This is a genomic window from Mycobacterium sp. (genome assembly GCF_035603715.1).
Classification (GTDB): Bacteria; Actinomycetota; Actinomycetes; order Mycobacteriales; family Mycobacteriaceae; genus Mycobacterium.
Genome location: NZ_DATNJW010000287.1, coordinates 1 through 13,150, shown reverse-complemented (window position 1 = coordinate 13,150; position 13,150 = coordinate 1). Strand labels below are relative to the sequence as shown.

Annotated in this window: 12 protein-coding genes and 1 pseudogene; 7 read left to right on the top strand and 6 right to left on the bottom strand. The window is 63.9% G+C overall.

Features of this window, described 5'->3' with window-relative positions; translation table 11 throughout:
• Together VN856_RS11980 and VN856_RS11975 are read right to left on the bottom strand one after the other, a co-directional pair.
• The coding region (locus tag VN856_RS11980; protein WP_414686936.1) for a HAMP domain-containing protein at nucleotides 1–1,314 on the bottom strand (1,314 nt) is incomplete at its 3' end.
• 265 nt (nucleotides 1,315–1,579) lie between these two features.
• The gene (locus VN856_RS11975) at nucleotides 1,580–1,873 is read right to left on the bottom strand and encodes a hypothetical protein (protein ID WP_325689234.1); all 294 of its coding nucleotides are present in this window, start codon (nucleotides 1,871–1,873) and stop codon (nucleotides 1,580–1,582) included.
• A 105-nt stretch (nucleotides 1,874–1,978) separates the two neighbouring features.
• On the opposite strand from VN856_RS11975, the gene VN856_RS11970 reads away from it, so the two are divergent.
• Entirely contained in the window at nucleotides 1,979–2,443 is a 465-nt protein-coding gene (locus VN856_RS11970; RefSeq protein ID WP_325689232.1) for a tRNA (cytidine(34)-2'-O)-methyltransferase, read from the top strand.
• Nucleotides 2,444–2,463: 20 nt separating this feature from the next.
• Here VN856_RS11970 and VN856_RS11965 read toward each other — a convergent pair whose 3' ends face one another.
• A complete protein-coding gene (locus VN856_RS11965) occupies nucleotides 2,464–3,108 on the bottom strand; it encodes a nitroreductase family protein (protein WP_325689230.1) in 645 nt (214 codons plus the stop codon).
• A 23-nt stretch (nucleotides 3,109–3,131) separates the two neighbouring features.
• On the opposite strand from VN856_RS11965, the gene VN856_RS11960 reads away from it, so the two are divergent.
• Entirely contained in the window at nucleotides 3,132–3,548 is a 417-nt protein-coding gene (locus tag VN856_RS11960; protein WP_325689228.1) for a TIGR03667 family PPOX class F420-dependent oxidoreductase, read from the top strand.
• Between the two features lie 10 nt (nucleotides 3,549–3,558).
• Here VN856_RS11960 and VN856_RS11955 read toward each other — a convergent pair whose 3' ends face one another.
• Nucleotides 3,559–6,840: an error-prone DNA polymerase gene (locus tag VN856_RS11955; protein WP_325689226.1), complete on the bottom strand. Its 3,282-nt coding sequence runs from the start codon at nucleotides 6,838–6,840 to the stop codon at nucleotides 3,559–3,561.
• A 156-nt stretch (nucleotides 6,841–6,996) separates the two neighbouring features.
• Here VN856_RS11955 and VN856_RS11950 point away from each other — a divergent pair, with 156 nt between their 5' ends.
• Nucleotides 6,997–8,142 carry an LLM class flavin-dependent oxidoreductase gene (locus tag VN856_RS11950; protein ID WP_325689224.1) on the top strand — a complete coding sequence of 382 codons (1,146 nt, stop codon included), beginning with the start codon at nucleotides 6,997–6,999 and terminating at the stop codon, nucleotides 8,140–8,142.
• A gap of 52 nt (nucleotides 8,143–8,194) precedes the next feature.
• Here the strand turns inward: VN856_RS11950 and VN856_RS11945 are convergent, their stop codons facing one another.
• Nucleotides 8,195–9,493, bottom strand: a complete 1,299-nt coding sequence (locus tag VN856_RS11945) for an adenylate/guanylate cyclase domain-containing protein (protein ID WP_325689222.1) — start codon at nucleotides 9,491–9,493, stop codon at nucleotides 8,195–8,197.
• An 86-nt stretch (nucleotides 9,494–9,579) separates the two neighbouring features.
• Nucleotides 9,580–10,161 (bottom strand): hypothetical protein, encoded by a 582-nt coding sequence (locus tag VN856_RS11940; RefSeq protein ID WP_325689220.1) that lies wholly within the window; start codon nucleotides 10,159–10,161, stop codon nucleotides 9,580–9,582.
• A 255-nt stretch (nucleotides 10,162–10,416) separates the two neighbouring features.
• Between VN856_RS11940 and VN856_RS11935 the strand changes: the two genes are divergently transcribed.
• The 4 genes and pseudogenes from VN856_RS11935 to VN856_RS11920 form a co-directional block, all read left to right on the top strand.
• Complete coding sequence (locus tag VN856_RS11935; RefSeq protein WP_325689218.1) at nucleotides 10,417–10,617, top strand: hypothetical protein; 201 nt, start codon at nucleotides 10,417–10,419, stop codon at nucleotides 10,615–10,617.
• A gap of 39 nt (nucleotides 10,618–10,656) precedes the next feature.
• The gene (locus tag VN856_RS11930; protein ID WP_325689216.1) at nucleotides 10,657–11,163 is read left to right on the top strand and encodes an SRPBCC family protein; all 507 of its coding nucleotides are present in this window, start codon (nucleotides 10,657–10,659) and stop codon (nucleotides 11,161–11,163) included.
• A 256-nt stretch (nucleotides 11,164–11,419) separates the two neighbouring features.
• Complete coding sequence (locus tag VN856_RS11925) at nucleotides 11,420–12,811, top strand: wax ester/triacylglycerol synthase family O-acyltransferase (RefSeq protein ID WP_325689214.1); 1,392 nt, start codon at nucleotides 11,420–11,422, stop codon at nucleotides 12,809–12,811.
• A 61-nt stretch (nucleotides 12,812–12,872) separates the two neighbouring features.
• Nucleotides 12,873–13,150, top strand: a pseudogene (locus VN856_RS11920) (trehalose phosphatase); the annotation flags it as partial.

Below are 13,150 nucleotides of genomic sequence, written 5' to 3'. Positions count from 1 at the left end.
GTCGATCAGCGAAAGCTGCTGGTCGACAAGTGACCGGTTGCGCCGCGACATGGTTTCGAACATGTCGTTGACCAGCAGCCGCAGCCGGGCTTCGTCGCCGGCCAGAAGCAACGCCTGCGTATGCAATTCGTCGACCGCATGCGCGACCTGGCCAACTTCTTCGGTGGTGTGAACGGGCAGCGGCTCGGGCGGCGATTCGTCACCGGCCCGAACCCGGGTGATCTCGCGCTCGAGATCCTCGTGGGCGACCTTCAGGGCGCTGTCGCGCAGCACCCGCAGCGGGCGGATCAGCGAGCGCGCGACCAGCAGCACGACCAGGAGCGCGGCGACGATGGCCGTCACCACCACAACGGCGTCGCGGATCGCGGCATTGCGCCGGTTCTGGGCCTGAGCTTCGACGGCCTTGGTCACCTGTGCGGTGGTGTCCTTGATGATCTGCGCGGCGATACCGTCGGTGGTCTGTATCGAGTGCAGCAGGTCCGCGTTGTTGACGAGCACAATGGCCGGATTCGACATCAACCCCATCCGGGTGACCATCTGTTGCTGCAGCGTCTTGGCCTCTTGCGAGCCGATGCCGAGCACTTCCGCCATCCCGAACAACGTCGACGGCTCGGTACCGGCCAGCGTGGTCATCGACGTGCGCAGCTCGGGCTCCGGCAAGTCGGCACCGCGGGTGATCAGCAGTTGCTGCATCATCATCTGGCCGCGGGCTCCGACGGCCCGGCTGAGTCCCTGCGCGGTAGCGCGGATCTTCTCGTTGTCGACGCGCACCGAACCGTCGATCGCGTTCTCCGCGGTCAGCAGGATGGGGGCATACGTCGTCACTCGCACCCGCAAAGGGATGGTGTTCGATGCGATGTTGTCCAGCAGCGATTGGCCATTGTCCAGCAGGGCAGTGACCGCGGTGTCCACGTCGGGCGCGACCTTGGTGCCGGCGAGCCGGGCTTCCAGCTCATGCTTGCGGGCGTCATAGTTCTTCTTGGCGCCGTCGGCGTCACCGCCGGTCGAACTCGCCAGCAATGCCACATCGAGCGCCGACATGTATTTAGTTATCGCCGGAACCATCTCGGTGCGATCGGCAGCCAACCGAAGGCGATGTGCGTCACTTACCGCGCCCGCGATACGCAATCCCCCGAAAACCATTGCCAGTGCCAAAGGCAGGGCGACAATTGCCACGACTTTCCAGCGGACCGGCCAATTGCGCAGCGACCATGTCGGCGGCCGTTTGGTCGATCCGGACTCCGCACTTTGGTTGTCCGCGATGGGAGTTTTGGCCGGTGAGATGGCCCGCGCGGCGCGGGCAAAGATAGTCACTGGATCAGCGCGGTGTTAGCGTCCGCTCCGCTGAATCGCAGTCTTAGCGCGTCGTTCATGAGACTTCCTGCTAATTGCGCTCACCCCGAGCGACGGGCAAGCGATATACGCCTGGCAATTCGACGAGTATGCCAGGCTGCGGCTGCAGAGACCACAATTCTTACTGAACAGACAGAGTCCAGCGACCGGTGCCAAGCGCCGCCGACGATAGCCGAGCAAACTTCTCGCGCTTGGATTTCTCAGCAGCTCGGCCAGATAAAAGTGCTCAAAGGCCGCCGCACTGAGCCGGGCCGCTGAAGATCGTCGCCCAGGGTGGGCAACTGGGGTCACGCGGCTTCGGTCCCTGCTCCACCTGCATGTGTGGGCCGGGCGGGAAGTCCTCGCTGGCCCAGTGAAAGTCGTGGCAGCCGCCGGTGTCCCAATCTCCCACTACATTTCCGGGCATTTTCTGCCCTGGGCACCAGCAGGCCGAATACTGACTGCAGCCCGGCGGGTTGGCCTGAGCGATTCCTGCGGCCAGTCCCAGGCCGGCGAACCCGAGCCCGGCGCCTACCGTCACCGCCGCAGCGCATCCTGCGATTAGTCGGTTCATAAACCTGAGATTTTGCTCGCGCGCGGCATCGCGCGCATCGGGCAATCGCCCCATTTCCGGTTACGGTGTGTTGTGTTCAAGCTGCTGTTTTACTCACCGCGGATCGCACCCAATACGGGCAATGCAATCCGCACCGCAGCGGCCACCGGAGCAGAACTACACCTCGTCGAACCGCTGGGCTTCGACCTGGCCGAACCCAAGCTGCGCCGGGCGGGGCTTGACTACCACGACCTCGCCTCCGTCACCGTCCACGCATCGCTGGACGACGCCTGGAAGGTGCTCGCGCCGCAGCGGGTGTTCGCCTTCACCGCACACGCGACGCATCTCTACACCGACGTCGGCTACGAGGCCGGCGACGTGCTGATGTTCGGCCCAGAGCCCACCGGCCTGGACTCCGCGACGCTGGCCGACCCGCACATCACCCAGCGGGTACGCATACCGATGCTGGACGGACGACGTTCGCTGAATTTGGCCAACGCCGCCGCGGTCGCGGTGTACGAGGCATGGCGGCAACAGGGCTTCCCCGGTGCCGTCTGAACTACCCGGGTGCGAGAGACCTACCAGCTGTCCCAGTGCGTGAGTTCCTCGGCCGGTAGCCGCTTGGCCGGCTTGAAATCGGTGCCCTTGGTGTAGGCGATCGGGAACAGGCCGGCCTGGCTGTACTTCTGGTAGGGAATGCCCAGTAGCTCGGCCACCTTTTCCTCACCGCCGCGGATCAGGTGCAGCGTCGTCCAGCAGGTGCCCAATCCCCGGGAGCGCAGCGCCAGACAGAAGCTCCAGATCGCCGGGTGCAGTGACGCCCAGAAACCCGCCCCGCCCATCGGCTGCTTGTCTTCGCGGCCTTCGATGCACGGGATCAACAGCACCGGCGCTTCGTGAATGTGCTCGGCCAGATATGACGCGGAATCGCGGACTGCGCCCATCCGCTCACCTCGGGTGTCCCCCTCGCCGTATTCCGGCGACGGGGAGCTCAGGTAGCCCCGGGCGTTGGCAAGGTAAATCTCGCCGATCGCCTTCTTCTTCTCCGCGTCCTCGACGAAAACCCATTGCCAGCCTTGCGAATTGGAGCCGGTGGGCGCTTGCAGCGCGAGATCGAGGCATTCCATCAGGACCTCGTGCGATACCGGCTTGTCGAAGTCGAGACGTTTGCGGACCGAACGGGTGGTGGTGAGGAGTTCGTCGACAGACAAATTCAGGGGCATCCCTGGAGGTTACATTCGCAGCTATGAGCATCGAATTCACGCAAGAGGTTGTCAGCAGGCTCAAGTCGGACAACTTTGGGTGGTTGACCACCGTCGCCAAGTCAGGCCAACCGGTACCCCGGTTGGTCTGGTTCTTTTTCGACGGCACCAGGCTCACGGTGTACTCCATGCCACAGGCCGCCAAGGTCGCCCATATCAAGGCGCATCCTGATGTGAGCCTGAACCTGGACTCAGACGGTAACGGCGGCGGCGTCATTGCCATCGGCGGCACCGCGGCGATCGACGCAACCGACGTTAATTGCCAGGACGACGCACCCTACTGGGCGAAGTACGGCGAACTGGCCAAGGAATTGGAGTCGGCCGAGGGGATCTCGATGGATGCGTTCAGCACCCGGTTGGCGATCACCCCGACCAAGGTCTGGACGACGCCGGGCGCATAGATGCGGACACTCACCGGAAGTCGCGAGACCTCGAGCCGATCTTCAGGGTGAGCTTGGCGAACCGCTCAGCCATGATGGTGATTGCGCCACTGGCATTTTGGACCTGACCGCGGACCAGCAGTGCCGGTGCCGTCTGCGCCAGCTTGCGGTGCCGCGCCCACACCCCCGGTGTGCACAGCACGTTGACCATTCCGGTCTCGTCCTCGAGGTTGATGAACGTCACCCCTTGAGCCGTTCCCGGTCGCTGCCGGTGGGTGACCGCGCCGGCGACCAGCACCCGGTCGCCATCGGGCACCGACAACAACTCAGCGGCGGGCACCACCCCCATCTCGTCGAGATCCGACCGCAGGAACTGGGTGGGGTAGCTGTCCGGTGAGATGCCGGTGGCCCACACGTCGGCCGCGGCCAACTCCACCTCGCTCATTCCGGGAAGGGACGGGATATGCGACGACGAGCCCACCCCGGGTAGGCGTTCCGGCCGTTGGGTGGCGGCTGCGCCGGCCGCCCACAGCGCCTCGCGCCGCGACATCCCGAAGCAGCGCAGCGCGCCTGCGGTGGCCAGCGCTTCGGTCTGCGGCACCGACAGCTGGACCCGAGTCGTCAAATCCAGCAGAGAACTGAAGGGGCCATTCGCTTTTCGCTCCTCGACCAGCTTTTCACCAAGGTCCTCTCCGATATGACGGACGCTGCCCAGCCCCAGTCGCACTTCGGTTCCGGAGTTCTCCAAAGTGGCATGCACCAGGCTGGCGGCCACACACGGACCGTGCACCGTCACACCATGTCTGCGGGCGTCGGCCACCAGCGACTGCGGCGAGTAGAAGCCCATCGGCTGTGCACGCAGCAGTGCCGCGCAGAACGCCGCGGGGTGATGCAGCTTGAACCACGACGAGTAGAAGACCAGTGACGCGAAGCTCAGCGAATGGCTTTCCGGGAAACCGAAATTGGCGAACGCCTCCAGCTTTTCGTAGATCCGGTCGATCACCTCGTCGTCGGCGCCATGCATTCGCCGCATACCGTCGAAGAACCGGCTGCGTAGCCGTTGCATGCGTTCGGTCGACCGCTTGGAACCCATGGCACGCCGCAACTGATCGGCCTCAGCGCCGGAAAAGCCGGCACAGTCCACCGCGAGCTGCATCAGCTGTTCCTGAAACAGTGGTACTCCCAACGTCTTCCGCAGCGCCGACTCCATCGACGGATGGTCGTAGACGACTGGGTCGAGGCCGTTGCGTCGCCGGATGTACGGGTGCACCGAGCCACCCTGGATCGGCCCGGGGCGGATCAAAGCGACCTCGACCACCAGGTCGTAGAACACCCTCGGCTTCAGCCGCGGCAGGGTGGCCATCTGCGCGCGCGATTCAACCTGGAACACCCCGACGGAATCTGCACGCTGCAACATCTCGTACACCGCCGGTTCGGACAGGTCCAGCGTGGCCAGGTCGACCTCGATGCCTTTGTGCTCGGCGACCAGGTCGATGGCGTAGTGCAGCGCCGAAAGCATACCCAGCCCGAGCAGGTCGAATTTCACCAAACCGATTGCCGCGCAATCGTCTTTGTCCCACTGCAACACGCTGCGGTTCTCCATGCGTGCCCACTCGACCGGGCAGACGTCGGCGATCGGCCGATCGCAGATCACCATGCCGCCGGAATGGATGCCCATGTGCCGAGGCAGGTTCTGGATCTGTTCGGCCAACTCGATCACCTGCTCGGGAATGTCTTCTATGTCCGACGGGCGTCCACTCCAGTGGCTGATCTGCTTGCTCCACGCGTCCTGCTGCCCCTGCGAGAAACCCAGGGCACGAGCCATGTCGCGCACCGCGATCCGGGAGCGGTAGGTGATCACGTTGGCGACCTGAGCCGCATAGTCGCGGCCGTATTTGTTGTAGACGTACTGGATGGCCTTTTCGCGCTGATCCGACTCGATGTCGATGTCGATATCGGGTGGGCCGTCGCGGACCGGCGACAGGAACCGCTCGAACAACAGCTCATTGGCCACCGGATCGACCGCGGTGACGCCAAGGGCATAACAGACCGCCGAATTGGCCGCCGATCCCCTCCCCTGACACAGGATGTTGTTCTCCCGACAGAACCGGGTGATGTCGTAGACCACCAAGAAGTAACCTGGAAACTGGAGTTGGGCAATGATTTCCAGCTCACGCTCGATCTGGGCATACGCCTGGCGCGCATGGGCCCGCGGGCCGTAGCGACGCTGAGCTCCCGCCATCGCCAGCTCGCGCAACCAGCTGTCTTCGGTATGCCCGGGCGGAACGTCGAACGGCGGCAGCTTCGGGGCGATGAGCGCCAGACCGAATGCGCACTGCTCGCCGAGTTCGGCCGCGGCGGTCACCGCGTCGGGACGTTGGGCGAATAGCCGTGCCATCTCCTCACCGGAGCGAAGATGCGAACCGCCCAGCGGGGCCAGCCAGCCGGCGGCCTCGTCCAGCGACTTCCTGGCCCGTATCGCGCCCATGGCCATCGCCAGCCGGCGCCGCGACGGTCCGGCGAAATGCGCACCGGTGGTCGCAACGCTGCCGAGACCGAATCGTTTTGCGAGTATGGCTAATTCGGCGTTGACTTCGTCGTCACCCGGGCAGCCGTGATGGGTCAGCTCGATGCTCACCCGGTTAGAACCGAACCGGTCCACCAGATCGGCCAACGCCGCCGAGGCTGCCTCCGGTCCACCGGTGGCCAGCGCGGAGCGGACGTGGCCTTTGCGGCAACCGGTCAAGATGTGCCAGTGCCCGCCCGCCGCGTCGGTGAGCGCATCGAAGTCGAAGCGCAGCTTGCCTTTCTCGCCGCCGGCCAGATGCGCCGCGGCCAACTGCCGCGACAAACGGCGATAGCCTTCCGGCCCGCGCGCCAACACCAGCAGATGCGGACCCGCCGGATCGGGATCGTCGGTCCTGGCGCCGGATCCCAACGACAATTCGGCGCCGAACACCGTACGCATGTCCAACTCCACCGCCGCTTCGGCGAACCGCACCGCCCCGTAGAGGCCGTTGTGATCGGTCAGCGCGATGGCCCGCAGGCCGAGCCGGACCGCCTCCTCGACCAGTTCTTCCGGCGCGCTGGCTCCATCGAGAAAGCTGTACGCCGAATGCGCGTGCAACTCGGCATACGCGACCGACGAACGCATCGGCCGGCCGTCGTCCGGGGGCTGGTATGCCATCCGCTTGCGCGACCAGGGTGCCTCATCGGCCGGGGTCCACACGGTTGGCGTGCCGGAACGGCGCGGTTTACCGGAGAGCACCCGCTCCATCTCCGACCAGCCCGGCGGCCCATTGCTCCAACCCACCGACTCAGTCTATCGAATGTATGTTCGACATTCGAGTGTCTCGCCACGGCAGGACCGGTGCATAGCCGTCCAGAAATTGAGTAGCCGGCTACTTAACCGACCCCGATCGGCCGAGGAAATACTGAAACGCCAGGATCACAGCGGGAAGGACAGCCGATGGCCCGATTCCGTGTGGGAATCATGGACTTCAGTCTCGTCTCCCGCCCGACGCCTGAGAGTTTGACCCGAGCCACTTACCTGAATGCGTTGACCAACCGCGTCGACTCGTTGTGGCTTCCTGACCACCTCAACGGACTGTTCCCGCGCTCGTTGTGGAAGCAGCAATATTGCGGTGCAACCAAGCTTGTACCAACCCTCGATGCGTACATGGAGCCGTGGACAATGCTCGGGCACCTCGCCGCGCGTAATCGAATGGGTCGCATGCATCTCGGTACAAGCGTGACCGACACCGGTCGACGCAACCCGGCCGTCACTGCGCAGGCCGCGGCGACGCTGCACCTCCTCACCCGCGGCCGGGCAATTCTGGGCATCGGCACGGGTGAACGCGAAGGCAATGAGCCCTATGGGGTGGATTGGTCCAAACCGGTTGCACGGTTTGAGGAGGCGATGGCCACCATCCGCGCGCTCTGGAATTCGGGAGGAGAACTCGTCAACCGCGACTCCCCCTATTTCCCGCTGCGAAACGCGCTATTTGATCTGCCGCCCTATCGCGGTAAGTGGCCCGAGATTTGGATCGCGGCCCACGGGCCGCGCATGCTGCGTGCCGCAGGCCGCTACGGCGATGGCTATTTCCCGGGCTTCCCGCACCGGCCCGAGGACTACGCGCAACGGCTGGAAGTTGTGCGGGCCGCCGCCTCCGACGCCGGGCGGGACCCGATGTCCATCATTCCCGCTGTGTGGTTGCCGGTGATCACCGGTCGAAGCCGCGACGACGTCGATGAAGCGCTCGACTCCGAGATCGTCAAGTTCTGGGGGCTGTCGGCTTCCGATGACGATTACCGACGTCATGGTGCTCAGCACCCGTTGGGGGCCGGGTTCTCGGGGGCGCAGGATCTGCTGCCGTTCAACATGGACGAGCAAACGGCGTTGTCCCATGTGGCTCAGATTCCGCCGGCCCTCCTGCGGGAGACAACGCTGACAGGGACACCCGAAGAGGTCCTCGAGCGGGCCGCGCAGTGGCGCGACTGCGGCGTCCGTTACATGGTGCTGACCAACGGCGGGCCCTTACAGCGGAGCCTTCGCAAAGGGATGCTGTCGCTGCAACCGTTCAGCAAAATCATCCGTGGACTGAAGAAGCTCTAACCGCGTCCCATCCTCTAGAACGTTCTGATGCGGCGTTGATCGAAAGCCAGAGCTACGGCGAGGCGACCGCGAAAAGGCGCCATTCGCCGGGGACGCCTTTGAGCTCGTGAGTGCCACGCTCCTCGAACTCGATCCCTGACCCGATCACGAGGTCGCGGAGCGTGCTCGACACCAGCACGTCGTTGGCTGCTGCCAGTGCGCTCACTCGCGCTCCGATATGTACGCCGATGCCGCCAATGTTGTCGCCGCGGACCTCGCACTCGCCAGTGTGCAGCCCGGCGCGCACCGCGATGCCCAGAGACTGCACCGCGTCGCGAATTGCCATGGCGCAGCGGATCGCTCGCTGCGGGCCGTCGAACATCGCGAGAAAGCTGTCTCCCGACGTGTTCACTTCGCGGCCACGAAAGCGGTTGAGTTGTACGCGGACTACGGCGTCGTGTGCGTCGAGCAAGGCACGCCAGTCACGATCGCCCATCTCGGCGGCCCGCCGTGTCGAGTCCACAATGTCGGTGAACAGCACTGTGGCAAGCACCCGATCATCGGCCACCTCAGCCTGCTGGCCGGTGAGGAATTCGGCGATCTGTTGGAAAGACTCGCGCCATGGCTCAACGAAGTGGTAAGTATTCCGCCCCGGCAGCTCAACATATTTCGCACTCGGTATGTGATCGGCGACGTCCTTGCCATACTCGGGCAGGACCAACGCGTCGTCGGTGTGGTGAACGACGAGGGTTGGCACGCGGATTGTCGTAAGAATCGCCCGCACGTCCAATTGGAGGACGAGACGGAACAAGAGGCCGAAGGTCGCTGGGCTCGCCGCCAGGCGTTCGTGTCGAGCCCATGCTCCCCGAATCTCCGCGTTCCAAGGCATATCCGGGTTGGACACACGCTCCATCTCCCCCGTGCCCCACGCCGCGATGAAGGTAGCCGGGATTTCCTCGGGCACTGCTTGCCCGGTGTAGCCCTCGAGCACAACCAGCGCGATTGTGCGGGACGGATGTGTTGCCGCGAACAGCGCTCCCGTCGCGACCGTGCCGCTGCTCACAAGGACGACCGCTTCCCGACTCCCGAGATCGTCGAGCACCGCGGTGATGCTGTCGGCCCATTGCTCCAAGGTCGGCAGCGCGCCAGGTGTGACCGGGTCGGACGCTCCGTTGCCCGGCTGGTCGAAGACGATCAGCCGTCCCAGCGATGTCATCGCCTCCACCCAGCCTTGAATGGACGGCAGCTCGGGAAACACCTCGCAATTCGTAAACCAGTTCGGGACGAACACGATATCTCGTTCACCTTCAGCGGACGCACGGTAAGCGACCCGAAGATCGCCGTTTTGCGCATAGCGCGTCTCGGTGAACATTGCGGAAGTCTAAGCCGAGCCAGTCGGCGACATCATTTGGTCAACACGTCTTCGGGCTGGCGCGACATGATTATATGACGAGCTCACTAGCACGCTCGCCTTCGCGCGAATGGATGTACTCGCCACATTCGCGCCACTAAGAGCAGGGCCACCAAAGGGTAGGGCAGGTTGTAGGCGAGAGACTTTGCGGCGCTGACGAACTTGTAGTCGTAGGCCGAATCCGGCCCGCACGCCAGGTGAAAGAGCGGCGCGTCGCCTAAGAGTCCGACGGCCAGGTACACGCCTGTCCCCATGACGACCATCCCCGCGTAAAAGACGGCTGGGAGCCGAATCCACTCTCGCCCTCGCACAAACGCATAGATCAGTACCACATAGAAGACGCCGAACAGCACCGCTGATGTGCCGACGGTGACCTGAACGAAGCGCGGATCTACCAAAATCAGTGAATCGGTCCCGGAGTGGTAGACGAAGCGCGACATGAACCATCGCGAGTTTGGGTCCGGACGACCAAGCAGGGTAACGGGGTCTGTCAGAAACGATGTCGATGCGAAGATCGCGAACATTACGACGAAAAACCAGTCGCGTCGACGTTCGCCTAGCGGAATCGAGACGAGTGAGACAGCGTCGTGGTCGGCGTTGTCAGGCAACGCATCGGCGATCTTTGACATGGACCACCACCTCCTGAACCTTTTGCCGGGCCCCCGCTTGGGTCGATGGGGAGTAGCGCCCCAATGCGGCGCGTTGCGAGGTCGACGACTCATTCATGTACGGCGCACTCTAAGGCACCCCCAAGATCCTTGGGGGTGCTTTGCTTTGCGGTATATAGCCGACTCACAAGTCGGCTTGAAGTCTTCTTCGCGTAACGGCCGTCTTGCGGTCCGCTTTTCCGAAAGAGCTGACCAAATCGCACGTAAGATCCCTGTATGAGAAGGACTCTCATCGCTACATTCGTATTCGGGTTGATCCTCGCACTGTTCGGTCTGATCTGGGCGCTCCAAGGATTCGGAGTGCTTCAAGGTAGCCAGATGAGTAACACCACGACCTGGTCCATCGCTGGGCCGATCACGGCGCTGATCGGGATCGTGATTGCGTTTGTCAGTTGGCGGAAATTCCCGTCGGAATAGCGGGTGCCGCCTTGCCCTACGCAAGCAAGGAGAATTCGCATGTTCGCTTGCGAAGCCGTCGATCTGGATTACCTCGACACCGCTCCAATCCGCCTTTCCGCCTCGGTCAAAGTGGATCGACCGCCGAGCGAGGTCTTCGCCGCGTTTGCGCATGACCCGGCGAACTGGGCGGAGTTCTTCCCTGGCTTCGACAAAACTGGCCGTTTCCATACACCGGCGCCGCACGGCGTTGGCTCGCGCTACACCAAGCGGTTCATCGGCATCAAGGTTGACGAATCGGTACTCGTTTGGGATGAAGGCGCTCGTCTTGCGTTCCGTGTCGATTCCGCAACCGCACCGGCGTTTCGCGCCTGGGTTGAGCAATACCGCTTTGAGCCTGACGGCCACGGCGGCACTCTGTTGCACGCTGCCATCGGTGGCAACGCGCGACTTCCCTTCAAACTGGCCGCCCCTGTGCTGCCGCGAGTATTCCCACGCGTGATGACCCGCGTGGGTCACAACCTCGAGCGTGGCCGCTGGTTCTCCGGCCCGACGACCAACCCATAACACCGTCAGCATCCATAACGCAGATACGCACATTTTCTGAAAGGTTTTGCGCCGGAACACTCTTGGCGCGGCGTGAGAAATTGCTCAGAGATTCTCAGACAGCCGCCCTTTTGTACCCGTGTCGGGTCGGGACCAACCACGTTGCCACACAATCGACTCCAGTTGTTTACATGATTTAATGTCGCCGCCACCTCTGACCACTGGTCACAGCCAATACTCGAACACAATCCAAGAAACGAAACGGCGGTGATGGTTGGTGGAGCAACTCAATACGCTCGACGCGGGTTTCCTCATGGCCGAGGATTCGGACCGTAACGTCAGTCTGGCAATCGGCGGAATCGCAGTCATCGAGGGGTCGGCGCCCGACTTTGAAAAATTCAAAGATGTTCTAGCAGAGCGTATTAAGACCATTCCGCGCTGCACGCAGATGCTCCGCACCCAGCCCTTCGACATCGGCGCGCCGCAGTGGGTCGACGATCCGGGGTTCGATCTCAATCGCCACGTACGACGCGTCGCGGTGCCGCGGCCGGGCGATGACGCCGAACTGTTCGGAGTTGTCGCCGACGTGCTCGAGCGCCGCCTGGACCGGGATCGCCCGCTCTGGGAATGCTGGGTCATCGAAGGCCTGAAAGGCAATCGATGGGCGATGCTGATGAAGATTCACCACTGCATGGCCGACGGAATATCGGCCACCCGCATCCTCAGCCGACTGTGCGACGACATCGAGGGCGACGCGTTCGCCCGGCCCGTCGCGAAGCGGACCGCCCGACGCCCACACCTGAAGCCGGTGCCCGATCAGACGCCGCGCAACAACCCGCTGAGCGGTCTGTGGCGAACTGCGACCGGCATCACCGATGCCGCCGCGAAGACGGTTGGCGGCACGGTCGACATCGCCACGAGTCTGCTGCGGCCGACAGCCGGTTCGTCGCTGGTCGGTCCGGTCACGGCGATGCGCCGTTACCGCGCCGTGCGAGTTCCGCTCGCCGACGTCGAGCAGGTCTGCCGGAAGTTCGACGTGACCGTCAACGACGTCGCGCTGGCGGCGATCACCGAGGGCTTCCGCTCCGTGTTGCTTCGCCGCGGCGAGCAACCGCGGCCGGACTCGCTGCGCACACTGGTGCCGGTGTCGGTGCGTTCGTCCGATGCGCTCGACAAGCCCGGCAATCGCCTTTCGATCATGCTGCCCTACCTGCCCGTCGAAGAGGGCGATCCGATCCAGCAGCTGCTCACCGTACACAGCCGGCTGACCCGGACCAAGCAGGGCGGTCAGCGACAGGCGGGCAACATGGCGGTATCGGCGAGCGGTTATGTCCCGTTCATGTTGTCCTCGTGGCTGATTCGATTGCTCACCCGGCTGCCGCAGCGCGGCATCATGACACTGGCTACCAATGTCCCCGGTCCACACCTGCGGCTGGAGATGATGGGTCGCAAGGTTGCCCGCCTGCTGCCGATTCCACCGATCGCGTTGCAGCTGCGCACCGGTGTCGCGATCCTGAGCTACGCCGACGACCTAGTATTCGGTATCACCGCGGACTACGACGCCGGATCCGACATCGACCAATTGGCCGACGGCATCAAGATCGCCGTCGCACGCCTTGACATGCTCACCCAGGATTCGCTTCTGCTGTTCGACAGGAAATCGGTCTGACGGTCACCGACTAACCTGACTACCGGCACCGCGACGACGGGCCGGGAAGGCGGGGCGGGCAATGTCGGTCATCATCGACCCGCGCCGCCTGGACGCGGTGCTGTTCGACTTCGGCGACCAGCCCGACGCTGCGGTCACAGCGCGACTGCGCGACGCCGGCGTCCGTGTCGCCAGGGCCGATGCCGCTGCGTTCATCGAGTCGGCCAATCGGCTGGCGGTGCGGCCTGGCCGGTGCGCTGTCGTCGCATCCACTGAAGCGGGCGTGACGGCCGCGCGGGCCGGCGGATTCGCGTTGGTGGTCGCGATCGACTCGACCGGAACACTGGACAGCCGCGGCGC